The organism is Tenacibaculum sp. SG-28, from assembly GCF_002954385.1.
GTDB lineage: Bacteria > Bacteroidota > Bacteroidia > Flavobacteriales > Flavobacteriaceae > Polaribacter.
Genome location: NZ_MQVY01000001.1, coordinates 924,568 through 951,333, shown reverse-complemented (window position 1 = coordinate 951,333; position 26,766 = coordinate 924,568). Strand labels below are relative to the sequence as shown.

Here is a 26,766-nt window from a genome sequence, read left to right as displayed (position 1 = left end):
CTATAAACTTTATAAAAATGAAAAAAACTTTCTCTCTTATTGCCATTGCAATGGTAATGTTTTCTTGTAAAAAAGAAGTAAAAAAAGAGCCAGTAAAAGAAAATCAAGTAAATGTCTACACGCACAGACATTACAAAGCTGACCAAGAGTTGTTTGCTACGTTCGAAAAGGAAACAGGTATAAAGGTAAATGTGGTTAATGCAAGTGCAGACGAACTAATACAAAAAATGAGTACTGAAGGGGAGCAATCTCCGGCAGATGTGCTTATAACGGTTGATGCCGGAAGACTTGTACGTGCAAAAGATAAAGGTTTATTGCAAACAGCTAATTCTACTTTTTTAGACGCTACTATTCCACAACATCTTAAGGACGTTGATAACAATTGGTTCGCCTTAACAAAGAGGGCAAGGGTAATTGTGTATAATCCGGAAAAAGTTACTGCAGAAGATTTATCTACTTACGAAGACTTAGCAGATCCAAAATGGAAAAAAAGAATACTTATTCGTTCTTCGGGAAACATTTATAACCAGTCGTTATTAGCATCTATTATAGCTAATGATGGAGAAGAAGCAGCTACAGAATGGACAAAAGGAGTCGTAGCTAATATGGCTCGTTCCCCAAAAGGTAACGATAGAGATCAGGTAAAAGCTGTTGTTGCAGGAGAAGGTGATATTGCTGTCGTTAACACCTATTACATTGGGAAATTACTAAATTCGGAGAATCCAGAAGAAGTTAAAGCAGGGGAAGGCATTCAAATATTTTTTCCAAACCAAGGGAATAGAGGGACACATATAAACGTTAGTGGTGCTGGTGTTGCTAGATATGCTCCCAATAAAGCTAATGCAATCAAATTTATCGAATTTTTAGCCAGTAAAGAAGCACAAGAAGTTTTTGCGAAAGCAAATTACGAGTATCCCGTTAATTCGGATGTAAATCCATCTGCACTGTTGGCTTCTTGGGGAACTTTTAAAGAAGATAAATTATCGTTAACTAAACTTGGCGAAAACAATAAAAAGGCTGTTCTAACTTTCGATATTGCAGGTTGGAAGTAATAGGATTCCATCTAGTTATAATTTCCTTAATAATTTATAGATGGTATCCATAATAAATACTATTAAAAGAGATACAAACAAATGGTCAATACTTTTATTGGCCATTGTTTTATTTATCTCAATTCCTATTTTAACCATCGCTTTTGGAATATTTGAAGGCCCAGGAGAGACTTGGGAACACATCGTATCCAATTTATTACCTAATTATATAACGAATACTTTTTATTTAATACTTGGTACGAGTTTGCTTACTCTTTTGTTTGGAGTTTCTGCGGCATGGATTGTTTCAAGATATACAGTTCCTTATGGAAAGGTAATAGAATGGCTATTAATTGTTCCCTTAGCAATACCTTCTTATATTACTGCATACGCCTATGCAGGAATTTTTGATTATGGTAGTTTTATAACGACTTTCCTGGGGTATAAAGTAGATGTAATGAATTCTTGGGGTTTAGTTTTTGTTTTGAGTATTTCCTTATATCCATACATTTATGTTGCTTCCAGAGCATTTTTCACAAGCCAATCCAATAATTTAATGGAAGCTTCGAAGTTGTTAGGAGCTGGCGAAGTAAAGACCTTTTTTACTATAATTTTACCAATAGCTCGTCCTGCTTTTGTTGGAGGTTTATTATTGGTGCTAATGGAAGTATTAAACGATTATGGAGCTGCAAAATATTATGGAGTTACCACTTTTACTACCGGGATTTTTCGCTCTTGGTTTTCGCTTGAGGAACCAGAGACTGCTATTTATCTCTCTGCCATACTAGTGGGTATTATCCTCGTACTCATTACAATTGAAAAATGGCAACGAAAACGTATTGGGTATGCAAATTCTTCTAAAAATCATACAAAATTAAAAAAACTAAGTTTACCTAATAAAAGTAAATATTTTCTTTTTATGGCTGTATTGCTTCCTATTTTAGTAGGATTTGTTTTTCCAGTCTTACAATTATTGTATTGGACGTATTTAACATTTCAATCGGTTTTTACTACAGATTTCTTATCGATTGCAATGGAAACTTTTTTTATTGCTTCTATTGCAGCTTTTTTTACAGTTGTTTTAGCATTGGGCTTATTATTTTTTGCGCAATGGAATAGACTTTCCTATTTTGATATGTTATCCAAAGTTGGAACCTTAGGGTATGCTATCCCTGGAGCTGTTATTGCTGTTGGTGTTTTAATACCAACCTTGTTTTTTGACAAATGGTTAATTAACGTTTTTGATTTTGTGTTTCATGAAAAGATTGGTTTTTTCATGAACGGAACCATAATAGCATTACTCTATGCTTATACGATTCGATTTGCAGCAGTTGCTTATAATCCTATAGAGGCAAGTGCATTAAAGTTAGGAACCTCTTTGGTAGAAGCATCAAAAATGCTAGGAAGTGGAAATCTTAAGACATTCTATAAAATTCAATTTCCGTTGTTAAAACCTGCAATTATTAGTAGTTTTATACTAGTATTTGTAGATGTTATGAAAGAATTACCGCTTACTCTAATTCTAAAGCCTTACAGTGTGAATACGCTCGCAGTAAAGGCCTATGAATACGCTAGTGATGAATTGATTGCAGAGGCAGCATTGCCATCTTTATGTATTATTCTTACGGGAATTCTACCTATTCTTTTTTTAAACCGATTAATTTCTAAAAACTAAGTATGAACACTAATGCAATTATATTAACGGTAAAAAATGTTTCCAAAGCTTTTACCAAAGGAAAGGTAAAGGCCTTAGATTCTATTTCATGTTCTCTTACCAATGGTAAAGTATTAGCTATTGTAGGTGAAAGCGGAAGTGGAAAAACCACCTTAATTCGATTGATTGCTGGTTTAGAAGTTTTAGATTCGGGAGAAATTTATTTAAAGAATAATTTGGTTTCCTCTGCTACTAGTTTTACGAATCCAGAACATCGAAATGTAGGTATGGTTTTTCAAGATTATGCGTTATTTCCACACTTCACAGTTTATAAAAATATAGCGTATGGAATATCCACGCATAAAAATAAAAAGGATCGTATTAGTGAGGTTTTAGAATTGGTTGGTTTGTCGGGTTTTGAGCATCGTTACCCTCACGAGCTTTCGGGAGGACAGCAGCAACGTGTTGCCTTGGCAAGGGCTCTGGCTCCCGAACCAGAAATTTTACTATTAGATGAACCGTTTAGTAATTTAGATGTAATTTTGAGAAAACAATTACGTGAAGATGTTCTTCGAATTTTAAAAAATGCAAATTGCACTGCAATTTTTGTTACGCACGATATTAAAGATGCTCTAGCTATTTCTGATGAAATAATAGTTTTAAAAGACGGTAATCTCTTGCAACAAGGAGTGACTAAAGAGGTCTTTAATAATCCGAAAACTCCCTATATAGCATCCCTGTTTAAAAGTATTACCTATTAAAAAAGCGAGTATTATGATAAACTCGCTTTTTGAAAAAATTATAGGTTCTTAGTTATTATTAGTCCCCGTCCCCATCTGTTCCAGTAATGATAAGGGACAACGCACTTCTAACATCGGCGGTAAACAGAATTTCTAATTTAACCAATTCATCAAATACAACGCGTACCTTATCTTTTTCTGTCACGAGAGAGGTAACAAGTGGATCATCTATAGATGCAATGGCGTTTAATATAAGATCAAATTGGGTATTTAGTTTATCCGACAGCACAGTATCTTTGGTTATAAAATCAATTTTACTAGCTATATTAATACTGTTGGGTTTGAAAAATACTTCTTTTACACTTTCTACATTTGCTTTTATTAGTTCTAAGGACATGGTACTGTAATACGCTTGTAAAATTTCTGAATTTACACCTCCGGTCTTTATAAAACCAGCAGGTTTACCCAATTTAGTTTCAGCAGCAAAGTGAATTACGTTGTTAAGGCCATTGAATAAAAGGTTAAAAGAACCTTTAATACTCTGTTGCTCATTGTTGATAAGATAGTCTCCATAGGTATCCCAAAGTGCTTCTTGTGCCATCGCATTATTGTGCAATTCGTCAATAATTGCTCCTAGGTATGCAACTCTTTTTGTATTATTTACGAGTTTATCATTTGTAATCGTTACATTTTCTGAGAATATCAAATATTCTATTCCAGGAATACCTTTTGCGGAACTACCAAAATTCATAATATTTTCAGCAGTAACATCTTTATCACGAATAAAATTTTCGATAGCGTTTGTGGTAGCTGGCCAGTTATTGAGTTTTAATTTGAAGAAACTATTTTTTACATCTCCGATATTGAATGTATACACTAGAGAATATTGAAGCGCAACAGCTTTCCATTGTGTTTTCAGGATGTTCAAATTTTCAATAGTCTTGGCATCGTTATAGGAAGTGAAAAAATCTTGTAGTTTTTTTGTTTCTTGTGTGAAATTTCTAACGTTTGGTTGCGCAATTCCTTCAACGATATCTCTTATTAGGTCTTTTTCGTTAAAGGTAACTTCTTCTTTATTTTCACTGCACGCACTAAAAATTGTAACGGCAAGTAAAAGTATATATAGGTACGGTTTGTTCATTCTATAAAGTGTTAATAAATTTAATAACTTGCTCCCTTTGCTCTTTAGAATAGTTCATAAAAATTTCTTTGGAAGCCTGTGCCTCCCCACCATGCCAAAGAATAGCCTCCTCGATATTACGAGCTCTACCATCATGCAGCAAGAAAGTATGCCTGTTTACGGTATTAATTAAACCAATACCCCATAATGGTTGTGTTCTCCATTCTCGTCCATTGGCCAAAAAATCAGCTCTATTATCCGCTAATGCTTCTCCCATATCGTGCAGTAAAAAATCCGAATAAGGGTTAACTGTTGTTCCTGCTATTTGCGGTATTCTTTCGTATTGTTCCACCTTAAAATTAATAGCGTGACAACTAATACATTTTGCTTTATGAAACATCTTTTTACCTTGTAAAACATCCGGGTCTTTAAAATTTCTTCGAATTGGAACAGACAAGGCGCTTTGATAGAAGGTTATTCTCTCTAGCTGTTCCTCAACTACTTCCGGCGATCCGCCATCAGGAGCATCGTAACAATCTTGTTGGGGTGAAGGACAATTTTGTTCTTTAAACACTGTTGAAGTTAAGCCTAAATCTCCAAAAAATGCTGCAGCTACTTGTTGTTTCAAAGAGGGTTGATTTGCTTTCCACCCAAATTTCCCAATAGATATAGAACTATTTATTACATCCCAAACATAATTAGGTTTCCCTGATATTCCATCACCATCCGTGTCGAATTCATCGGCATTTTTAAGTAACTCTTCCGCACTCAGTGCATCGATAAAACCCAATCCAATGGTTTGGGTTCCAACTCTTGGTGAAGTTAAAACAGTGCTTAGATCGCCAAAGTTTTCTTCGTAAATGGTATACTTTGGTTTTCTTAATTCGTAAGGAGTTCCATCAGGATATGTACCGGCTATGGTTTCAAAAGTAACGGCAACATGTCCTTCCCCGGAAACATTTAAAACGCCTTTGTTTTGAAGTTGATCTCCATACCCCGGAACCGGCATAGGACCTCCGTGTATGTCTTGTCCTGGAATGCTTAAACGCATTAAAAAACCATCACTTGCACTTTGCGTATTGGTAAGTAACGGTTTTCCACGACCATCTTTAAAATGACAACCAGCACATGATTTTGCGTTAAAAGTAGGCCCCAAACCATCAAGCCCAGTTGTTGAGGCTGGCGAGGGTACCCATGTGGTTATAAACAAACGATCTCCAACAAAAAACTTTATATCTTCGGTTCTGTTTAATCCTGGTATTTTTACTCCAAAAGCATCGTTATTCGAAAATATGGTCGTAAAATTTCCAACAGGCAATTCCTCTCCGTCTTGATAAAATTCCAACTCTGAATACTCATCGTTGAGATTTAAAGAAGGAGCAGTACATTTAAGTAATAATAAAAGACTTATGGGTAGTAGGGTTAGAAAATATTTTTTCATTCATTAATATCTTACTACAAAAAATAATGGTTTTATTTACAAATAAGATAATCCGAATTTATACATTGAAAGCTATAAATTCGGATTAATTTTATAAAGAGATACCTTCATTTAACTAGTTGTTCTTGTTAAAGTAACTCCAATAACTTCAGCACTTTCTATAATAACATCCGCCAAGTCTTTTAAGGCTTGATCCGCTGCTAAAACAATTCCAGGGTTATTTTCGCCCTCTTCTAAAATCATTAGGTCAAAAGGAGTCCCAGATTTGGCTTCTGCATCGATAGCCTCAACGGCGTCCATCATTTTATTCATCTCTTCGAGTAATTTAGCTCCTTGTGCAGGGTCAGCTTCAGTAATTAGGTCTAAAGGAGAAGGACCTTCAATGTTTCCATATTCCCCTTTTAGTACATTAATAATACCCAAAGCGTTAGTGTATACATCTCTGTGGGTATTGTCTGAAAAACAAGAATGCTCATCCTCTTGTCCTGACTCATCAATTCCGTCAGAACTTACTGCAGGACCTAATAATCTTTCGTTAGATAATTCAAATGAAGCTAAAAATGTTGGTCCTTTTAAAGCCTTTGTAAGCGCCTCGTTGGTATCCATCGCCATAAATACATTGTAGTATTCACCTCCTGTAGCCCATGTATCCACAAGATCTTTTAAATCGTCAATTAAAAGTGCCGTTGCCACCTCTAGATAGTCCTTTCTTCTCTCTGCGTTATCGGCTGTAGTATAGTCTGTGTATTCTCTTAAGCCAGCTAATTTATCTGCCGGATTTGTATTGTCTTGCCCCCAAATCAGGAATTCTATCGCATGCCATCCAGTACTAACTGCTTTTTCGTCGTCATTAGCCTCGTTAAGGTTTGCGATAAGTTCTTTGGTTATTGGATCTGTGCCAGATAAAATACTTACATCGTAGGTACCAGTATAACTAGTTTTTAAAGCAACATAATCAATGTAGGCTTCGTTTAAAGGCCATGCGTTCATTTGCCCTTCATTACCGATTGTCCAGGCTTCTTCTCCTTCATTATCTACAGGACCGTCTGATCCTCTAAATACTTCTGTTTGTCCGTAAAACTCTCTTGCTTGTAACCATAAAGTTTTCATTTGGTTAAAACCTGCTTCTGATGGAGCGTCTGTAAAACTCAATACTGCCGTTTGTAAGGCAAGTGTTGCGTCATAACTGTCTTTGTAATTTTGATAGACCATGTTAACATAGTTCTTCACTACGTCTTCTTTACTAATTACTGGGATTGGATCTGGTTGTGGGGTTTCATCTGATGAACATGACTTCATTACTATCATTGCTAGTATCAAAACTCCTATTTTAGTCAAAATTTTCATTTAATTAGATTTAATTAATATAATTTTTTGCAAAGTTATTCATAAAATATAGTTGAGCAATATTTATTAAGATTTATTTTAAATAAATATATCGCTATTTTTCATTTTTAAATACTTAACCTTTTATTTACAATATATGTAGTATATTTGCTCGTAATTAATTTTTAATATAACTACTCTTTTTAAGAGTTTATTAATTACACATATGAACGCGCACGATTCAAAATTTGTTGGTGAAGGTTTAACATACGATGATGTTCTACTTGTTCCAGCCTATTCAGAAGTTCTTCCGAGAGAAGTTAGTATTCAAACTAAATTTACCAAAAACATTACGATAAATGTACCTATTGTCTCTGCTGCGATGGATACAGTAACCGAGTCTTCAATGGCTATCGCTGTTGCAAGAGAAGGGGGTATTGGGGTTCTGCATAAAAATATGACTATTGTCCAACAAGCAACAGAGGTTCGCAAAGTTAAAAGGGCAGAAAGTGGTATGATTATAGATCCAATAACCTTACCATTAGATGCAGTAGTTTACGATGCAAAAAATGCGATGCGCGAACATAAAATAGGCGGTATTCCTGTTGTTGATGAAAATAAAAGATTAGTTGGTATTGTAACGAATAGAGATCTTCGATTTGAAAAAAATATCGAAAGACCAATCGTGGAAGTAATGACTTCAGAAAATTTAATTACAGTGGCTGAAGGTACTTCGTTAAAACAAGCGGAAGTAATTTTACAAGAAAATAAAATCGAAAAGTTACCGGTAATTAACAAAGAAGATAAGTTAGTTGGTTTAATAACATTTAGAGATATAACAAAACTAACACTGAAACCAACAGCCAACAAAGATCATTTTGGAAGATTACGAGTTGCAGCTGCCATAGGGGTTACAGGGGATGCTGTAGAAAGGGCAGAGGCACTAGTTAACGCCGGAGTAGATGCTGTCGTAATTGATACCGCACATGGTCACACTAAAGGAGTTGTGACTGTTTTAAAAGAGGTAAAAAGTAAGTTTCCTGTACTAGAGGTTATCGTTGGTAATATTGCCACTGCAGAAGCCGCAAAATACCTTGTGGAAGCAGGTGCAGATGCAGTTAAAGTAGGTATTGGTCCGGGTTCTATTTGCACAACTCGTGTCGTTGCCGGAGTAGGATTTCCACAGTTTTCAGCAGTACTAGAAGTAGCTGCGGCTATCAAAGGTTCTGGGGTTCCTGTAATTGCAGATGGAGGAATTCGATATACTGGTGATATACCAAAAGCAATTGCTGCAGGGGCCGACTGTGTGATGCTAGGTTCACTTTTAGCAGGTACCAAAGAGTCGCCGGGTGAAACCATAATATTTGAAGGAAGAAAATTTAAATCTTACCGTGGTATGGGCTCTGTAGAGGCCATGAAAAAAGGATCTAAAGATCGTTATTTTCAGGATGTAGAGGACGATATTAAAAAACTTGTTCCAGAAGGTATCGTTGGACGTGTTCCGTATAAAGGAGAATTGTACGAAAGTATTCACCAATTTGTAGGTGGTTTACGAGCAGGAATGGGGTATTGTGGGGCAAAAGATATCGAGGCGTTAAAAGCAAAAGGAAAATTTGTTCGAATTACCGCCTCTGGAATTAACGAGAGTCATCCGCATGATGTAGCAATCACAAAAGAAGCGCCAAATTACAGTAGAAGATAAGAATTTCATTCTATATTTTAATAAAAAAGCCATTGTAATTAGAATACAATGGCTTTTTTTACCTTTCTTTTGAATACTATTCCTACATTTACGACATAAAAGGTATCGCATGAAAAAAATTATTATAATCAATGGGCCCAACCTTAATCTTTTAGGAAAAAGAGAACCTTCAATTTATGGGAATACCTCTTTTTTGGAGTTCTTTGCCAACTTAAAAGAAAAATACAACACAATTACACTATCCTACTATCAGTCTAATATAGAGGGTGAAATTATTAATAAATTGCACGAAGTTGGATTTGCATATGATGGCATTATATTAAATGCAGCAGCCTATACACATACCTCTATTGCAATTGCAGATGCTGTAAAGGCGATTCAAGCACCTACTATTGAAGTACACATTTCTAATGTACATTCGAGAGAAACCTACAGGCATCTTAGCTACATAGCACCGAATGCCAAAGGAGTAATACTTGGTTTTGGATTACAAAGTTATGATTTAGCTATTCAGAGTTTTTTATAAATCGTATTACATACATGTATCTTGCGAATAAAAGTAGGTAAAAACTGAGTAAGCTTATAGGAAAGGTTTGCAACCCTGTAATCCATAGAATTGGAATGATACACAACAGTACTACCAATATTTTATAATATACGGAGACCCATTTTGGTATCCTCATTTTAAAAAGAAAAAATCCTACCATAAAATTTGGTGCAAATGCCCAAAGGAAATTAAAATTATTTGGCGCAGTGGAATGGTTTGTAAAAAACCAAAGAAAAATAATTAGAATTCCAAAAATTCCAGTTGTACTGAACAAGAAAAAATCTAACCATCGCGTCTGGTAGCATTTTTATAATCTGTTATTGTAAGAAAAAATCCGAGGATCGATAGTAGAAAAAATACGAGAAAAGGGCTTAGTTTATCAGAGGTAGGAACTTTTTCTTCATAGTCTAGAATTGTTTCCGTTTTTAAGACGAGGTCTTCTAATTTTTCATTTCTTTTTACCTTAGATGCCGCTAGAATTTTAAAAACATAATCGGGAAGAAATGCATATTCCTGCGGGGTTGCAACCCGGTCAAGTCTATTTCCTAATGCTATATTGATTCCAAGACTACCCCAGGTGTTCCAATGTAACTCGGAATTCATAAGTTGGCGTATCGTTTTTTTTGCTACAATAAAATTATCGTTAAGAATAATCTTATCTTCCAACGCACTAAATAGAATATTCTTAGGTTTTGTAGAACAATTATCAAAAAAGGGATCGTAGTAATAACTCGCGTTTTTAGGTTGTGCATTTTGTTCCAAAAAACCAAAAATTTGGTTTTTCTCCTTTACGGTTAAATTTAATACTTGCTGCTTAATCCATCTTTTGTCTTGTTGGTAGCTTTCAACCGAGTTTTTGAAGGGATACCGAACTAGCTTGTATTTCATGAATCCTTTGGTAAAGTTTACATAAAAATCTGCTTCACTGGTATCAAATATGCCATAATTATACACTAAATCTAAACGCAACAGCGGGTCTTTGATACGCACTGCAGTATGTCCAAACTTTTCAAATAATGCCTCTCCAGGACCATAAGTCACAACACTAACCTCCGCGTATGTGGATAATTGTAAATTTTGTCCTGTAAAAGCCTTGCTAGTTAACAAGAGTAGAAGCAATAAAAAGTATTTCTTATGTAGTATCATTGTCTGAAAAAACTATAGTCAAATTTTATAGAAAATATATTCGAATAAAGGGCATTTCCTACACTACCGATATTGGTAAGAGCATAATCAATTTGAATGCCTCTGTATTTAAAACCAATTCCGAAATTTGGTTGTACGCTCAGTGATTTTGAATTGTCGAACGCTGTGATATTTTGAAAATTCCCTATACCTACCCTTAAAAATGCCATTTTATCATAATCTAGTTGCAGTCCTACAGCCGGATCAATAGAGACAATATCAGTAGCAATTAAGTCATTGGTTTTTAAAAATCGCATCCTCAAGTCTATGGAAGATAATAGGGAAAAATAACGACTAATTGTAAAGTCTTTAGCTACACCAATTTGTAATTTAGGTTTAGTCATTTCGGTAGTTTCTGGTAATTCTTGGTTTTGCCCTGGAATAGCATTTTGTATTTTTTCGAATTCTTCTTCATTAATAGCCCATGTATTATACGTGGTAGTGATGTCTCTAATAGTTAGACCAAAACTCCAATTATTTCTTTCAAATTGTATGCCCGCATCAAACCCTAAACCCCAAGAGGTGGCAAAATCTCCTATTATTCTTCGAATTATCTTAGCGTTAAATCCAAACTGAAAACCATCCAAGATCATATTCCTAGCATAGGCTACATTGAAGGCATAATCTGCAGCTGAAAAAAGACTCACTCTATTGAAGTCAATATTACCTTGGTTATCTATTAATTCTGTGGTGTTTAATATGTCATCAACACCAAAACGCACTATCGCAAAACCTATAGAACTTTTGTTATCTATAGGCATTGCAAAACCTGCAAAATTATAATTTGCAATATCTGCAAAATATGTTGCATACATTAGAGAGCCCTGATAATCATTTACTTTTACTAAACCGGCAGGATTCCAATAGATAGAGTTTACATCACCACTAGTAGCAGTAACCGATTTACTCATACCAAGTGCAGCTGCATCCACGCCAATATTTAAAAATTCATTCGAATAATTTCGGAATTGACCGTTAACGCTGGCTGAAATAAAGAAAATTAAAAGTATAAAGTAGGTTCTCAAAGGTTTCTTTTGTATGCGTAACAAATATCTAAAATACTTAGGATATAACTAACTTTTTGACAAGTTATTGTTAAACCAACTAAAGTATGCAGCTACTTTACGACTAGTTTTTTTTCTATAAAAGCAATAATCTCTTTTTCTAACCAATAATTTTGAGAAGAATAAAAGGAAGACAAAAAGCCAACATGCCCCCCGTAATTTGGAGCTAGTAAATAGAAATTATCGTGTTGCATTGCTACATCAAAAGGATAACATTCTGGAGATAAAAAACTGTCATCTAATGCGTTAATGAGTAGGGTGGGAGTTTTTATTTTCGGAATGTAAGGCTTGGAACTAGCTTTTTTCCAATAATCTTCAGGACTATCGAAACCAAAAACAGGTACAGTATATTGCTCTTCTATATGGCGGAATAGTGACGCTTTTGCCAATAAATTTTTATCGATGGTAAATTCTGGAAATTTTTCAGCTTTTTTTAAGAGCTTTATTTTCATGGATTTTAAAAATTCACGCAAGTAAATTTTATTTTTAAATTTAGACAATTCGCGCTGGGATGCTGTTAAATCGATGGGAACAGATACTGCGACCGTTACTTTAAGCTCTTTAGGGATATGTTTGTATTCCCCTATATATTTCAAGGCTAAGTTTCCACCCAAACTAAACCCTAGTAAAACAATGTTATCATAATTGTAATTAGAGACTAAGTATTCTACAACATATTTTATATCATCGGTTTTTCCGCTGTGATACGTGCCGAGCAATAAATTATCTTCCTCACTGCAACCTCGTAAATTTAAACAAACCGTATCGTAACCAGCTTTGTTTAGTTGGCTAGCACTAGTTATCATATAATTGGATTGAGCACTTCCTTCCAAACCGTGTATTAGAAGTACGATAGTTTTAGACTTTACAATAGAAAAATCTAAGTCTAAAAAGTCATTATCCCAAGTAGGTATTCGTTTTCTTTGATACGAAATACAACCGGTCATAAAAAGTGGACGGTAAATAGTATTAAAATGAGGATTTTTGAAAGGTAACGACGGATTAAAATTATGACTTAATAATGGCATGATGAAGAAAATGTTCCGAGTTTATCCAAAGATGATAAAAAAGTGTGAAATAGTAAAACTGCGTGTAGTATTTCTTATTTTAGCTTTTTAAATCCATTTATATGAATATTAAAAGACACCTTCCCAATCTTTTTACCTTAGGTAATTTATTGTGCGGAACTATTGCCGTAATTTTTGCAGTTACAGGAGATTTTACTAGTACAGCAATATTTGTTGCATCGGGTATAGGCTTCGATTTTTTTGATGGATTTATAGCACGGCTTTTACAAGTTCAAGGAGAACTTGGTAAGCAGCTCGATTCACTTGCAGATATGGTCACAAGTGGCGTTGTTCCGGGAATCGTAATGTTGCAATTACTGCAGGCCTCTACAGCGATGCATACGGTAGGTTATTTTGGTTACATGCCTTTAGAGGAATCGATATCGATAATTTCATTTTTCGGATTATTAGTAACATTAGCTGCATGTTATCGTTTGGGGAAATTTAATATAGACGAGCGTCAATCTGAAAGTTTTATAGGATTGCCTACCCCTGCAATGACTTTATTTATTGTTTCCTTACCACTAATAGTTTTATATGCTCCAGATACTTTTTTTGCAGATCTAATTCATAATACATATTTTTTAATTGCGATAACTTTGATATTCAGCTGGATTATGAATGCAGAAATCAAGCTGTTTTCATTAAAATTTGCATCGTACAGGGTTAATGATAATATTACTAAATATGTATTTTTAATAGTTTCCTTAATTTTAGTTGTAATCTTTCAAATCGTATCCGTACCGCTGATCATCGGTTTGTATGTGTTAATCTCCATTTTTAAAAATATCAATATCGACAAATAGTATTAAGATTCTACTTTTGTAACGTGTACTATCTATCCTTTTACGAATGAACTTTATTATTTGGTCGCAAAAAAGCGATAATCCTTTGCTAGCAGCATTGGCATAAATGGAAGAGGGATATAAAACTAATCACTTATTACTGCAATCGTTATTAACACTTGTGGAGTAAAAAAAAGATTTCAAAAACGAACTACTCGAATTTCCCAATGGAAAAAATACATTTAAATATCTAGAAAACGGTAGAATCTTGTTTTTATATGGAAAGACGATAAAACTCGAACAGCAAAGTGATGAATTACCAAAATGACATCAAGACTTTTACTATTGGCAGACTAAAACTTTTTCTTTTTTAATTCGAAGTCTTTACCCAAATAAACTCTCCTAACCGTTTCGTCTTCTGCTAATTCTTCTGGGGTACCTTCTTTTAAAATTCCGCCATTATACATTAAATAGGTTCTGTCTGTAATAGCAAGAGTAGCTTGCACATCATGGTCTGTAATAAGAATACCGATATTTTTATTTTTTAGCTGTGCTACAATTCCTTGGATATCCTCTACCGCAATAGGATCTACTCCAGCGAATGGTTCATCAAGTAAAATAAATTTAGGATCCGACGCCAAACACCTCGCTATTTCTGTTCTTCTGCGTTCTCCTCCAGATAACAAATCGCCTCTATTTTTTCTAACGTGTCCTAAGCTAAATTCTTCAATTAGTTCCTCTAATCGTTCTTTTCTTTCTCTTTTGGTTCTGTCTGTAAATTCCAATACAGACATTATATTATCTTCTACAGATAATTTTCTAAAAACAGAGGCCTCTTGTGCTAAATATCCAATCCCTTTTTGTGCTCTTTTGTACATCGGGTTGTCTGTTATTTCCTCCTTATCGAGGTAAATAGATCCACCATTTGGTTTGATCATGCCAACAATCATGTAAAAGGAGGTAGTTTTTCCTGCGCCGTTAGGTCCCAATAACCCGATAATTTCTCCTTGCACTACCTCTAGGGATATACCTTTAACAACTTTTCTACTACCGTAGAGTTTTTGTATATTTTCAGCTTTCAGTTTCATGTTTTAATGAAGAATTTAGATTGATAAAAGTACATAAAATACACTGGTAAGGCATCTTAAAATAATCATAACTTTTTAGGAGTTAGAGAAGGTTCGCTCTTGTTTTTTAATAACAAATTTAGATACGTGTATACTTATTTCATATAAAATCATGATAGGAACCGAAACTATTACTTGACTAGCAACGTCTGGTGGAGTAATAATTGCTGATAATATAAGCACCACTACCAAAGCATGTTTTCTATATTTCTTTAAAAAATTAGGCGTTATTAATCCTATTTTGGTTAAAAAATAAATTACTACTGGGAGTTCAAAAAATAGTGCAACTCCGATAATTGTGTTGGTAATAAGACTTGTATACGCCTCCAGTTTAAAGTTGTTCTCAATACTATCTGAAATTTCAAAATTATAAAAGAAGAACACAGACATTGGAATGATTACAAAATAGCTAAACAAAACTCCTAAAAAAAATAAAGACGAAGAGGTAAAAATAAAACCTCTCGATTTTTTTCGTTCTTCCTTATGCAAACCGGGCGCAATAAAGCGCCAAATCTCCCATAATATATATGGAAAAGCAAGAATAAACCCGAGTATTAATGAAGACCATATCCCGGTCATTAATTGCTGTGTAGGATTTAAAGACTGTAGTGTTTGGTTAAAAGTGATATCACAAAAGCTCGTCTCTACACCAAAACTAGAAAAAAACTTACAAAAAAAGCGATAGGTAATAAAATCTGGTTTTAAATGTGCCAATAACACTTCATTAAAAACAAACTTTATGTTACTAAATATCAGTATTGCTATGATAAATATAGCAGAAAAACTTCGTACCAGATGCCACCTTAACTCTTCAAGATGATCAAGAAAAGACATTTCTTTTTCTCCCATATTTAAAAAATTCCTTCTTTGATCAAATCGTGCAGGTGAACTACTCCAGCATAATCTTCGCTATCGTTTACCACTAGCATTGTAGTAATATTATTTTCCTCTAAAATTTCTAAAGCTTTTACCGCCATTTGATCGATGTGTATCGTCTTGGGATTTTTACTCATGATATCCTTAGCGGTTAAGGTATCAATGTTGGTTGTTTTACTCAACATTCTACGGATATCTCCATCGGTGATGATCCCAGTAATTTTATTGTTTTCATCCATAACAGCGGTTACCCCGAGTCGCTTTTCTGAGATTTCAATGATAACTTTAGTAACTGGATCTTTACTTTCAACCTTAGGTTTTTTGTTATTCTTTACCAGGTCAGATACCCTTAAGTATAATTTTTTTCCAAGAGCTCCTCCAGGATGATATTTTGCAAAATCACTACTAGAAAATCCTTTTTTATGTAATAAACAAACTGCTAAGGCATCCCCCAGAACAAGTTGTGCTGTGGTACTAGTAGTTGGAGCAAGGTTGTTAGGACATGCTTCTTTTTCAACGTAAGAGTTCAGTACAAAATCGGCATTTTTCCCAAGAAATGAATTGGGGTTTCCAGTAATTGCTATGATTTTATTATTGGCATTTTTAATTAATGGAACAAGGACTTTGATTTCCGGAGTATTACCACTTTTGGAAATACAAATTACGGTGTCATTTTGTTGAACATTACCTAAATCTCCATGAATGGCGTCTGCCGCGTGCATGAACACAGCTGGTGTTCCTGTAGAGTTTAGGGTCGCAACAATTTTAGTTGCAATATTCGCACTCTTTCCAATACCAGTAACAATTACGCGACCGTCTGCATGTAGGATACAATTTACCGCTTCAGAAAAGGATTCAGTAAGTAAATTGCTAAGATTGGCGATAGCTTTGCTTTGTAGCTCTATAGTTTCTTTTGCCGACGAAAGAATGTTACCAAGGTTTTTCAAGTTTGAAATTATTAAAATTTAAAAGTGTAAAAATAAAAATATTTTGTCTATGAAATCTTATAAAAAGGAAGTTTATGCCTTTTTATTTCAAGATTTTTTATAAATTAGATTTGTATTTTAAATATGAGCTTAAAAGGATGGAGGTAGAGCAAACAGATTTATACAAATCACTAAAGAAAAATTTTGGGTTTAGTAAATTTAAAGGTTTACAAGAAGGAGTTGTTAATAGTGTTTTGAGTAATAAAAACACTTTTGTTATAATGCCGACAGGAGGTGGTAAATCGCTCTGTTATCAACTGCCAGCGCTAATGAAGCCCGGAACAGCAATTGTAGTATCCCCGCTAATTGCTTTGATGAAAAACCAAGTAGATGCCATACGAGGCATTTCAGAAAATCATGGAATAGCCCATGTTCTTAACTCTTCCTTAAATAAATCTGAAGTAGCTAAAGTTAAATCGGATATAGAAAATGGGATCACAAAATTACTTTATGTGGCTCCAGAATCTCTCATCAAAGAAGAATACGTTCTTTTTTTGAGAGAACAGAACATATCTTTTGTCGCAATCGACGAAGCCCACTGTATATCGGAGTGGGGTCACGATTTTCGACCAGAATACAGAAATTTAAGAAACATAATACGCCAAATTGATAACGTTCCAATAATCGGTTTGACAGCAACTGCCACACAAAAAGTTCAAGAAGATATATTGAAAACTTTAGGGATGGTGGATGCGAATGTATTTAAAGCTTCCTTTAATCGACCCAATTTATTCTACGAGGTTCGACCAAAGACAAAGGATGTTGAGAAAGATATTATCAGATTTATAAAACAGCGTATTGGGAAATCCGGAATTATTTATTGTTTAAGTAGAAAAAAAGTGGAAGAAATTGCACAGGTTCTCCAGGTGAATGGCATTAAAGCAGTGCCATACCACGCTGGTTTAGATGCAAAATCTAGAGCAAAACATCAAGATATGTTTCTAATGGAAGACTGTGATGTTGTGGTAGCTACTATAGCCTTCGGTATGGGAATTGATAAACCAGACGTTCGCTTCGTTATTCATCATGATATTCCGAAAAGTTTAGAATCGTATTACCAAGAGACAGGAAGGGCTGGTAGAGATGGAGGAGAAGGGTATTGTTTAACTTTTTATTCTTATAAAGATATTGAAAAGTTAGAAAAATTTATGGCCAATAAACCAGTGGCAGAACAAGAAGTCGGTCATGCGCTTTTACAAGAGGTAGTTGGTTACGCGGAAACATCGATGAATAGAAGAAAGTATCTCTTGCATTATTTTGGTGAAGATTTCGATGAAGTTAAGGGAGATGGTGCAGATATGGATGACAACATGCGTAATCCTAAGAAAAAACACGAAGCTAAAGAAGAGGTCGTTAAATTACTTAATGTAATTAAAAAGACCAACGAAATGTACAAACCCAAGGAGATTGTAAACACTTTAATTGGCAATGAAAATGCCCTGTTAAAATCGCACAAAACAGTTAGTCAACCTTTTTTTGGCTGTGGTAAGAATAAAGATAATCATTATTGGATGGCTCTGATACGACAAGTTTTAGTGGCCGATTATATAAAAAAGGAAATTGAACAATATGGCGTTCTGAAAATAACCAAGGAAGGATTGGCATTTTTAGAAAACCCATCCTCTTTTATGATGACAGAGAATCACGTTTATAATACCGACGATGATGGAACTATTATCACCAACGAAAAATCAATTGGTTCTGGGGTGGACAGTAAACTAGTGGAAATTTTGCGTGAATTGCGAAAGCACGTTGGAAAAAAATTAAACGTGCCACCATTTGCAGTCTTTCAAGATCCTTCTATTGATGATATGGCATTAAAATATCCTATTACGCTTGAAGAACTAGCAAAGGTTCACGGTGTAGGAGAGGGTAAAGCGAGAAAATATGGAAAGGAGTTTGTAGAATTAATAGCCAATTATGTTGAAGACAACGATATTGTTCGACCAGACGACTTAATCGTAAAGAGTACCGGTGTTAATTCTGGTTTAAAATTATACATAATTCAAAATACCGATAGAAAATTACCTTTAGAAGATATTGCAAAATCAAAAGGTCTCGAAATGACAGAATTAATAAAGGAAATGGAAGCAATTGTTTTTTCAGGAACTAAATTAAACATTGATTATGCAATTGATGATATCTTAGACGAAGACCAACAAGAAGAAATTCACGACTATTTTATGGAGGCTGAATCCGATAAAATACAAACTGCATTAGATGAGTTTGACGGAGATTATGACGATGAAGAACTTCGCTTGATGCGTATAAAGTTCACTAGTGATGTAGCCAATTAAAATTTAGTATAATTACACCAAAAAAGCAAAAGAAGACTCTTTTGCTTTTTTTGTTAGTATTCTTGTTTTATAAACTATTTCAATTTTTAAATATGGTCTAACAATAAACAGGAAAGTAATTGTTAATTCTTATTGAAACAATTACTTTTGTCCTATTAAAAAATAACAACAATGTCAACAACACAAAAACTACAAGATTTTACACAACAAGTTCGAAGAGATATCCTTCGCATGGTTCATGCTGTTAATTCAGGGCATCCAGGAGGTTCTTTAGGATGTGCCGAGTTTATTAGCTGTTTGTATCAAGAAATCATGGAATACAGTACAGATTTTGATATGAACGGCACCAATGAAGATCTTTTCTTTTTATCTAACGGCCATATATCTCCTGTGTATTACAGTGTTTTATCTCGTAGTGGTTTTTTTCCGGTAGCGGAATTAAATACCTTTAGAAAATTAGATTCTCGTTTACAAGGGCACCCAACAACGCATGAAGGATTGCCAGGAGTTAGAATTGCATCTGGTTCTTTAGGACAAGGAATGAGTGTTGCAATTGGAGCAGCAGCGGCCAAAAAGCTTAATAAAGATGCGGGTATCGTATACTCTTTGCACGGAGATGGTGAATTACAAGAAGGACAGATTTGGGAAGCGGCAATGTATGCAGCAGGAAAGAAAGTTGACAATTTAATAGCTACCGTAGATGTTAATGAAAAACAGATTGATGGTGCGACAGACGATGTTCTTCCCATGGGAAGTTTAAAAGCAAAATTTGAAGCTTTTGATTGGGACGTTCTTGAAATTAAGGAAGGTAATACCATAGATTCTATACTAAAAGGTATGTCTGAGGCAAAATCTAGAACGGGAAAAGGGAAACCGGTATGTGTTTTGTTGTATACAGAGATGGGTAATGGTGTTGATTTTATGATGCATACGCATGCATGGCATGGTAAGGCTCCAAATGACGAACAATTAGTTAGTGCTTTAGCACAAAACCCAGAAACATTAGGAGATTATTAATATTATCATAAGTAGTTACTTTGTTAACTACTTGGAAAATAGTAAACACCGTTTTGTCTATACTATCGAAGACATAACGGTGTTTTTATTGGAATAATTCGACCAATTAAAAGCAATAAGCCTTAAATTTACAATCGGTTTAATTTTAATTTCTAAAGGTAGAATTTAGAATATTTCCTTGAAAACATTATTTGTTTTTAGGTGCAAAGCAGATAGAATAACATTTTGAGTAGTTTACATTAATCTTAATAGTATGAAAATAGGTATAGTTTGTTATCCAACATTTGGAGGTAGTGGTGTTGTGGCAACAGAATTAGGAATGGCACTCGCAAATAAAGGACACGAGGTACATTTTATTACATACAACCAACCTGTACGTTTGGACTTTATATCCAACAAATTACATTTTCACGAGGTTATTCTGGAAGAATATCCGCTTTTTCAATACCAACCATATGAATTAGCTTTGTCTAGCAAAATGGTAGAAATTGTAGAAAAGTATACTTTAGAAGTATTGCACGTACATTATGCAATTCCGCATGCGTATGCTGCATACATGGCTAAGAAAATGCTATTTGATAAAGGAATAAAAGTGAAAGTAGTGACCACATTACACGGAACCGATATTACTTTAGTGGGAAGTCATCCAACCTATAAAACAGCGGTAGAATTTAGTATTAACAAATCGGATGAGGTAACTGCAGTATCAAATAGTCTCAAAAATGATACCATGCGATTGTTCAATATTACCAAAGAAATTAAAGTAGTTTACAATTTTATCGATGGGTCCAAATACGATATTATAGACAAACAAGAATGCAAAAGAAGTGCTTTGGCCTATGAAACAGAAAAAATTGTAACCCACATAAGTAACTTTAGACCAGTGAAAAGAACAAAGGATGTCGTGGAGATTTTTTATAGGGTACAAAAGCAAATTCCATCTAAATTACTAATGGTTGGCGATGGTCCGGACCGTTTCAAAGCTGAAAATTTAGTTAAAAAATTAGGTATTGAGGATAAAGTAATGTTTTTAGGAAATAGCAGCGATGTGGCAAGAATATTATGTCTTTCAGATCTGTTTTTACTTCCATCAGAGACAGAAAGTTTTGGTTTGGCTGCGCTAGAGGCAATGGCGGCTGGAAACGCAATTATTTCTACCAATGCAGGTGGTTTACCAGAGGTTAATGTAGACGGACAAACAGGTTATCTTAGCAATGTTGGAGATATTGATAATATGGCAAAAGATGCAATTAAAATACTGAAAGACGATGCTTTATTAGCTTCTTTTAAAAGCAACGCTAAACAGCATATTAAAACTTTTTCTTTGGAAAACGTAGTTACACAATACGAGTCGATATACAAAGATTGTTAATGTGTTATCTGTGTTTCATAAGGCAGTAAGGACTATCCTTTGGCTTTGAATGTATTTACCTGGAATAAAACATCAAACTTTCTTCAATCAAAACATTGGAAACCCTTCTGTTTATTTTAAAATGCTCAAAGTTTTCTAAGAGAACGAATTGTATTTCTCCGCCAACATTCTTTTTATCGTGTTTCATATAGTTTAGGATATATGGCACGTCTTGATCAGATATTTCCGCTTTACCGAATAGAGAAATAATCGTGTTTTTGATATCGTTTAGGTGCTCCTTTGGGAAATTTAATAGTTTATTAGAAATGAAGGCTTCACAAACCATACCAATAGCAATCGCTTCACCGTGTGTTAAATTTTCTTTCGATGCATTCTCTAAAAAATACGATTCTATTCCATGACCTATGGTATGCCCCCAATTCAAAACTTTTCTAACATTTTGTTCAAGTGGGTCCTCAAGTACCACTGTGTTTTTAATTTCTATAGATCGGTGAATTAGCGTGATGATATTTAAGTGTAGGTTATCTTTTATTTGGTTAAATAAATTTTTGTCATGTGTCATTCCGTACTTTAAAATTTCTGCAGTACCAGAACGTATCTCTCTTTCCGAGAGGGTATGTAAGTATTCCGGATCAATAACGATCATTTTAGGATTAGAAAAAACTCCAATTTGATTTTTTAACACGCCTAAATCTATACCTGTTTTACCGCCAACAGAGGCATCCACCATACTTAGCAAAGTTGTCGGAATATTAATAAAATCTATACCTCTTTTAAACGTAGCGGCCACAAATCCTCCCAAATCTGTTACTACGCCACCTCCAAGGGTAATGAGTAAGCTATGTCTATCTGCACCGAGTTCCGTCATGGCATTCCAAACACCTATACAGGTTTCCATATTTTTATAAACTTCACCAGCATCTATCTGGATAACCTCAATGTTTTTGTCTGTTTCTAGCAACTGTATGAATCGAGGGTAGCAAAATTCTATCGTATTAGTGTCTACCAAAATAAAAATTGACGAATAAGCATTTTCCACAATGTGTTTAGCGAGTTCATTATATGCTTTTTCGTTGAAGTGTATTGGGTATGTTTCTGCTTGTATAGAGACCATTTTATTCCTTTTTATAAGAATGCAAATTAAATAGAAAAAATTGAAAAATGTCGCTCTTCTCAAGTATATTTGTAATCGAAAAATAATCCATAATAAACGCACCTGATGAAATTATTTGACAACACGGAAACGGCATTTAAATTAAAGTCTGATTCAGAGCTAGAAAGAGCTTATTTTCTGTTTAAATTAATTCAGAATCAGCCTATGGTTCGCATTGGAACCGCGGTTACTAATTTTGCTTTAAAGGCACATCTTCCTATCGAAGGTCTTATTAGATCAACGGTATTTGATCATTTTTGTGGAGGAGTAACAGAAGACGATTGCCTTCCAAATATTGAGAATATGTACATGAAGGGAAAGGTGTGTAGTATCCTGGATTACTCTGTAGAAGGAAAAGAGGATGAAACGCAATTTGAGAATGCTTTGGAAATGACTTTAAAAACTATAGAGTTTGCTAGAGAGAAAAACTCTATACCATATGCTGTTTTTAAACCAACAGGATTTGGAAGGTTTGCGTTGTATCAAAAATTAACGGAAGGGGAGAAGCTTACAGACGAAGAAAAAAAAGAGTGGGAGAAAGTTGTTGCACGTTACCACAAAGTGTGTAAAGCTGCTATAGAAAAGAATGTGCCTTTGTTAATTGATGCTGAAGAGAGTTGGATGCAAGATGCTGCAGACGATTTGATAGAAGAATTAATGGAAATATACAATAAAGACAAAGCCATTGTTTTCAATACCCTGCAAATGTATCGTCATGATAGAATGGAATACCTAAGAAAGCTGCACCAAAGAGCTCATCAAAAAGGCTATCACATAGGAATGAAAGTAGTACGCGGAGCTTACATGGAAAAAGAGAGAGCAAGAGCGGAGGAAAAAGGGTATAATTCGCCAATATGTCAAGATAAAGCAGCCACAGATCGTAATTATGACGCTGCTATTACTTACATGATGGAGCATAAAAATATGGCTATTTTTGCCGGTACGCATAATGAAAATAGTTCGTACCTTTTATTACAATTGGCAAAAAAACACGCCATAAAAGCAGATGATAAACGTATGTGGTTCGGCCAATTATATGGCATGAGTGATCATATTAGTTTTAACCTAGCAAAAGAAGGCTATAATGTAGCCAAATACGTTCCTTTTGGACCAGTAAGAGATGTTATGCCTTATTTAATTAGAAGAGCCGAAGAAAATACCTCCGTAGCAGGACAAACCTCAAGAGAATTAAATTTATTGAAAACAGAGAAAGCTCGTCGAAAGTTATAATGACCACCATTGCCGAAATAAAAGAGGCGATTCGGGTTAATAAAAATAGATTGGCCAAAGAGCTTCAAGAAAGTAAAGAATTAGTAGCACTTATAAAAAAATCTTTACAAGCTCCCTTAACCGAGGAAGAGAAATTAAAAGTAAAAACACAAATGCTGGATATTTGCAAAGCGATTCCTGCATTTACTGTTTTTATGCTTCCGGGCGGTGCAATTCTATTACCGCTTTTAATAAAATTAATCCCCGATATTCTGCCGAGTTCTTTTACAACAGATGCCGAGCATATTGCTGATAAAAATCCTGATTCGTAAACTTCTTAAACACAGGATAAAGTAGTAAAATCATTTTGACATCAAATTGATTTGCTTAAAAACAACATATTAAATTATAATGTACTACTTTTGCGCCAAATTTAACGTAGTAAAATGCAATCAATAAGAAATATCGCTATTATAGCACACGTTGACCACGGTAAAACAACTTTGGTGGATAAAATTATAGACCAAGCAAAAATTTTAGACGACCGTAAAGAGCGAAAAGATTTATTATTAGATAATAACGATTTAGAAAGAGAAAGAGGAATTACAATCTTATCTAAAAATGTATCCGTAACGTATAAAGACGTAAAAATTAATGTTATTGATACCCCAGGTCACGCCGATTTTGGTGGAGAAGTAGAACGTGTATTAAAAATGGCAGATGGTGTTTTATTATTGGTAGATGCCTTTGAAGGTCCTATGCCACAAACTCGATTTGTACTAGGGAAAGCTATCGAATTAGGTTTAACTCCAATCGTTGTAGTTAATAAAGTAGATAAAGAAAATTGTACTCCAGATTTAGTACATGAAAAGGTGTTTGATCTGATGTTTGCATTAGAGGCTACAGAGGAACAGCTTGATTTTACAACGGTATATGGTTCTGCAAAGAATGGATGGATGAGTACGGATTGGCAAAAGCCTACAGAAGATATCATCCCTTTATTGGATGCTGTTTTGGAAACCATTCCGGAAGCTCCTTATCGCCAAGGTACACCACAAATGCAAATTACATCTTTAGATTACTCTTCTTTTAAGGGAAGAATTGCAATCGGACGTGTTTTTAGGGGAGATTTAGAAAAAAATAAAGACTATATGCTTTGTAAAGCAGACGGATCTACTAAAAAAGTTCGTATTAAAGAGTTGCATGTTTTCGAAGGTATGGGTAAAGTGGAAACAAGTAAAGTTCGAAGTGGCGATATCTGTGCTATTACTGGTATTGATGATTTTGAAATTGGTGATTCTATCGCAGACCTTGAAAATCCTGAGGCACTGCCAAGAATTGAGGTAGATAAGCCTACTATGAGTATGTTATTTACCATAAATAATTCTCCATTTTACGGGAAAGAAGGAAAATTTGTTACTTCGCGTCACCTAAGAGATAGATTGTATAAAGAAACAGAGAAAAACTTAGCTCTAAGGGTTGAAGATACGGACACAGAAGATAAATTTAATGTGTTTGGAAGGGGGATATTGCATTTGTCGGTACTCATCGAAACAATGAGAAGAGAAGGGTATGAACTTCAAGTAGGAAGACCGCAAGTAATATTTAAAGATGTTGACGGTGTTAAATGTGAGCCATATGAAACTTTAGTAATTGACGTTCCCGAAGAATTAGCAAGTAAAGCTATTAATTTAGTAACCATGCGAAAAGGGGACCTCTTGGTAATGGAACCAAAAGGAGATTTACAGCATTTAGAATTTGATATTCCTTCTCGCGGACTTATTGGTTTACGAAACAAGCTCTTAACTGCGACACAAGGGGAGGCTATTATTAACCATCGATTACGAGGATATGATGCTTACAAAGGAGAGTTTTCTGACTTAGTTAATGGTGCTATCATCTCTTCGGAAGCTGGGAAGGCAACTGCTTATGCCATAGATAGATTACAAGATAGAGGACGATTCTTTATTGATCCTAACCAAGAAATATATAAAGGACAGGTTGTTGGCGAAAATGCGAAACAAGATGATTTGGCAGTGAATCTGATTAAAGGTAAAAAATTAACAAACGTGCGTGCATCTGGTTCTGATGATGGTGTGAAAATTGCACCTAAGGTAGACATGTCACTAGAAGAGTGTATGGAATACATAAAAGATGACGAATATTTAGAAGTAACCCCAGAAAGTTTACGTTTACGTAAAAATTAAATTTGTAAAATAAAACTTGCATACAATAACGAAAAAACCACCTATTTAGGTGGTTTTTATGGTGTATTGTCATATAATAGACATTTAGATTTCGTTCTTGTATGGTAACCACTTATTAAAAAATTAAAAAAAAAAGAGGAACGGCCATTTCTGCAAAAGCCATCCCTCCTAATATTTGTTTATATATTTTATTACCCTAACATTTCCTTTTGTTGCTGGATTGGCAATATTTCTTCCTAGTTAATTTTCGCTTAAATGGTGCTACTAGTTCACCGGAAATTAAAACACAATATTGCTAGTGCCAATTCTAAATATATAAATATTTACCCTGTTGTAAAAAGAAAAACGGCTATTGGTGTAAGAACCATGTCTCCTAATACGCGGTTACAATAAATAGACGAGGAAATAACTATTTTGTTACAGTTGTTACTATTTTTTTTTAATGTTCTTTATTTTTTTTAGTCTAGATGTAGTATATAATCTGGGATTAAATAAAAAAGCCCCAAATTAATGGAGCTTATTAATCAAATAATTGCGTATATAGTTTGAAATATCTCATACTGTCATATACCGAAGAATCTAAATTGTAAATGGGTATATTTAACATCATAAGATGAACCTAAAGTAAGATTTTTTTTCTTTTAAATAATACTAGTTGTCAGGTATTATAAATTTTAACTTTTTTTTAACTAGATTTTTGTAAGCTAAAAAGAAATACAAAATTTTGAAAAAATATTTATTACCGTGTAAAAAATCTATAGAATAAACTAAGTTTATGTAATAAACTTACAAAAACCATAGCAACATAACTTGTATTTGTGGTACTTAAATGCCTATTTTAGGCAGAATTTGATATTAGT

Annotated in this window: 22 protein-coding genes; 12 read left to right on the top strand and 10 right to left on the bottom strand. The window is 34.3% G+C overall.

The genetic code is table 11. The features are described from left to right. Positions 1-17 precede the first annotated feature (17 nt). The 3 genes from BSU00_RS04165 to BSU00_RS04155 are packed head-to-tail and all read left to right on the top strand — an operon-like array spanning position 18 to position 3,446. A complete protein-coding gene (locus tag BSU00_RS04165) occupies positions 18-1,052 on the top strand; it encodes a Fe(3+) ABC transporter substrate-binding protein (RefSeq protein WP_105003242.1) in 1,035 nt (344 codons plus the stop codon). Between the two features lie 40 nt (positions 1,053-1,092). After that, positions 1,093-2,706, top strand: a complete 1,614-nt coding sequence (locus BSU00_RS04160; protein ID WP_105003241.1) for an iron ABC transporter permease — start codon at positions 1,093-1,095, stop codon at positions 2,704-2,706. A 2-nt stretch (positions 2,707-2,708) separates the two neighbouring features. Next, positions 2,709-3,446 carry an ABC transporter ATP-binding protein gene (locus BSU00_RS04155; protein WP_105003240.1) on the top strand — a complete coding sequence of 246 codons (738 nt, stop codon included), beginning with the start codon at positions 2,709-2,711 and terminating at the stop codon, positions 3,444-3,446. 58 nt (positions 3,447-3,504) lie between these two features. Here the strand turns inward: BSU00_RS04155 and BSU00_RS04150 are convergent, their stop codons facing one another. The 3 genes from BSU00_RS04150 to BSU00_RS04140 all read right to left on the bottom strand — a co-directional run bounded on the left by BSU00_RS04150 (position 3,505) and on the right by BSU00_RS04140 (position 7,333). Then, a complete protein-coding gene (locus BSU00_RS04150) occupies positions 3,505-4,566 on the bottom strand; it encodes an imelysin family protein (protein ID WP_105003239.1) in 1,062 nt (353 codons plus the stop codon). A gap of 1 nt (position 4,567) precedes the next feature. Further along, the gene (locus BSU00_RS04145; protein ID WP_105003238.1) at positions 4,568-5,986 is read right to left on the bottom strand and encodes a di-heme oxidoredictase family protein; all 1,419 of its coding nucleotides are present in this window, start codon (positions 5,984-5,986) and stop codon (positions 4,568-4,570) included. A gap of 111 nt (positions 5,987-6,097) precedes the next feature. After that, entirely contained in the window at positions 6,098-7,333 is a 1,236-nt protein-coding gene (locus tag BSU00_RS04140) for an imelysin family protein (protein ID WP_105003237.1), read from the bottom strand. Positions 7,334-7,538: 205 nt separating this feature from the next. Between BSU00_RS04140 and guaB the strand changes: the two genes are divergently transcribed. After that, positions 7,539-9,014: an IMP dehydrogenase gene (gene guaB / locus BSU00_RS04135; protein ID WP_105003236.1), complete on the top strand. Its 1,476-nt coding sequence runs from the start codon at positions 7,539-7,541 to the stop codon at positions 9,012-9,014. Between the two features lie 109 nt (positions 9,015-9,123). Beyond that, on the top strand, positions 9,124-9,540 hold the full coding sequence (gene aroQ, locus BSU00_RS04130; protein ID WP_105003235.1) for a type II 3-dehydroquinate dehydratase: 417 nt from the start codon (positions 9,124-9,126) through the stop codon (positions 9,538-9,540). A 303-nt stretch (positions 9,541-9,843) separates the two neighbouring features. Here the strand turns inward: aroQ and BSU00_RS04120 are convergent, their stop codons facing one another. The 3 genes from BSU00_RS04120 to BSU00_RS04110 all read right to left on the bottom strand — a co-directional run bounded on the left by BSU00_RS04120 (position 9,844) and on the right by BSU00_RS04110 (position 12,838). Continuing rightward, a complete protein-coding gene (locus BSU00_RS04120; RefSeq protein ID WP_105003233.1) occupies positions 9,844-10,707 on the bottom strand; it encodes a DUF4105 domain-containing protein in 864 nt (287 codons plus the stop codon). Beyond that, positions 10,704-11,771: a PorV/PorQ family protein gene (locus BSU00_RS04115; protein WP_146104786.1), complete on the bottom strand. Its 1,068-nt coding sequence runs from the start codon at positions 11,769-11,771 to the stop codon at positions 10,704-10,706. The genes BSU00_RS04120 and BSU00_RS04115 overlap by 4 nt, the downstream gene beginning before the upstream one ends. Before the next feature lie 92 nt (positions 11,772-11,863). Next, positions 11,864-12,838 carry a YheT family hydrolase gene (locus BSU00_RS04110; protein WP_105003232.1) on the bottom strand — a complete coding sequence of 325 codons (975 nt, stop codon included), beginning with the start codon at positions 12,836-12,838 and terminating at the stop codon, positions 11,864-11,866. 101 nt (positions 12,839-12,939) lie between these two features. Between BSU00_RS04110 and BSU00_RS04105 the strand changes: the two genes are divergently transcribed. Next, complete coding sequence (locus tag BSU00_RS04105) at positions 12,940-13,683, top strand: phosphatidylcholine/phosphatidylserine synthase (RefSeq protein ID WP_199176749.1); 744 nt, start codon at positions 12,940-12,942, stop codon at positions 13,681-13,683. A 332-nt stretch (positions 13,684-14,015) separates the two neighbouring features. Here BSU00_RS04105 and lptB read toward each other — a convergent pair whose 3' ends face one another. The 3 genes from lptB to BSU00_RS04090 all read right to left on the bottom strand — a co-directional run bounded on the left by lptB (position 14,016) and on the right by BSU00_RS04090 (position 16,612). Then, entirely contained in the window at positions 14,016-14,750 is a 735-nt protein-coding gene (lptB, locus tag BSU00_RS04100) for an LPS export ABC transporter ATP-binding protein (protein WP_105003231.1), read from the bottom strand. Positions 14,751-14,825: 75 nt separating this feature from the next. Continuing rightward, on the bottom strand, positions 14,826-15,638 hold the full coding sequence (gene tatC / locus BSU00_RS04095) for a twin-arginine translocase subunit TatC (protein WP_105003230.1): 813 nt from the start codon (positions 15,636-15,638) through the stop codon (positions 14,826-14,828). A gap of 2 nt (positions 15,639-15,640) precedes the next feature. Beyond that, entirely contained in the window at positions 15,641-16,612 is a 972-nt protein-coding gene (locus BSU00_RS04090) for an SIS domain-containing protein (protein ID WP_105003229.1), read from the bottom strand. Between the two features lie 137 nt (positions 16,613-16,749). Here BSU00_RS04090 and BSU00_RS04085 point away from each other — a divergent pair, with 137 nt between their 5' ends. From BSU00_RS04085 to bshA, 3 genes are all read left to right on the top strand, one after another. After that, a complete protein-coding gene (locus BSU00_RS04085) occupies positions 16,750-18,948 on the top strand; it encodes an ATP-dependent DNA helicase RecQ (protein ID WP_105003413.1) in 2,199 nt (732 codons plus the stop codon). Positions 18,949-19,119: 171 nt separating this feature from the next. Next, a complete protein-coding gene (locus tag BSU00_RS04080) occupies positions 19,120-19,965 on the top strand; it encodes a transketolase (protein ID WP_105003228.1) in 846 nt (281 codons plus the stop codon). 253 nt (positions 19,966-20,218) lie between these two features. Further along, on the top strand, positions 20,219-21,337 hold the full coding sequence (gene bshA, locus BSU00_RS04075; protein ID WP_105003227.1) for an N-acetyl-alpha-D-glucosaminyl L-malate synthase BshA: 1,119 nt from the start codon (positions 20,219-20,221) through the stop codon (positions 21,335-21,337). A gap of 55 nt (positions 21,338-21,392) precedes the next feature. On the opposite strand, the gene aroB is transcribed toward bshA, so the two are convergent. Continuing rightward, a complete protein-coding gene (aroB, locus tag BSU00_RS04070; protein ID WP_105003226.1) occupies positions 21,393-22,451 on the bottom strand; it encodes a 3-dehydroquinate synthase in 1,059 nt (352 codons plus the stop codon). 102 nt (positions 22,452-22,553) lie between these two features. Here aroB and BSU00_RS04065 point away from each other — a divergent pair, with 102 nt between their 5' ends. The 3 genes from BSU00_RS04065 (at position 22,554) to typA (ending at position 25,906) form a co-directional block, all read left to right on the top strand. Continuing rightward, positions 22,554-23,720, top strand: coding sequence for a proline dehydrogenase family protein (locus tag BSU00_RS04065; protein WP_233188601.1), 1,167 nt, complete (start codon positions 22,554-22,556; stop codon positions 23,718-23,720). After that, positions 23,720-24,031 (top strand): LETM1 domain-containing protein, encoded by a 312-nt coding sequence (locus BSU00_RS04060; RefSeq protein ID WP_105003224.1) that lies wholly within the window; start codon positions 23,720-23,722, stop codon positions 24,029-24,031. The genes BSU00_RS04065 and BSU00_RS04060 overlap by 1 nt, the downstream gene beginning before the upstream one ends. A gap of 114 nt (positions 24,032-24,145) precedes the next feature. Then, positions 24,146-25,906: a translational GTPase TypA gene (typA, locus tag BSU00_RS04055; RefSeq protein WP_105003223.1), complete on the top strand. Its 1,761-nt coding sequence runs from the start codon at positions 24,146-24,148 to the stop codon at positions 25,904-25,906. Positions 25,907-26,766 lie beyond the last annotated feature (860 nt).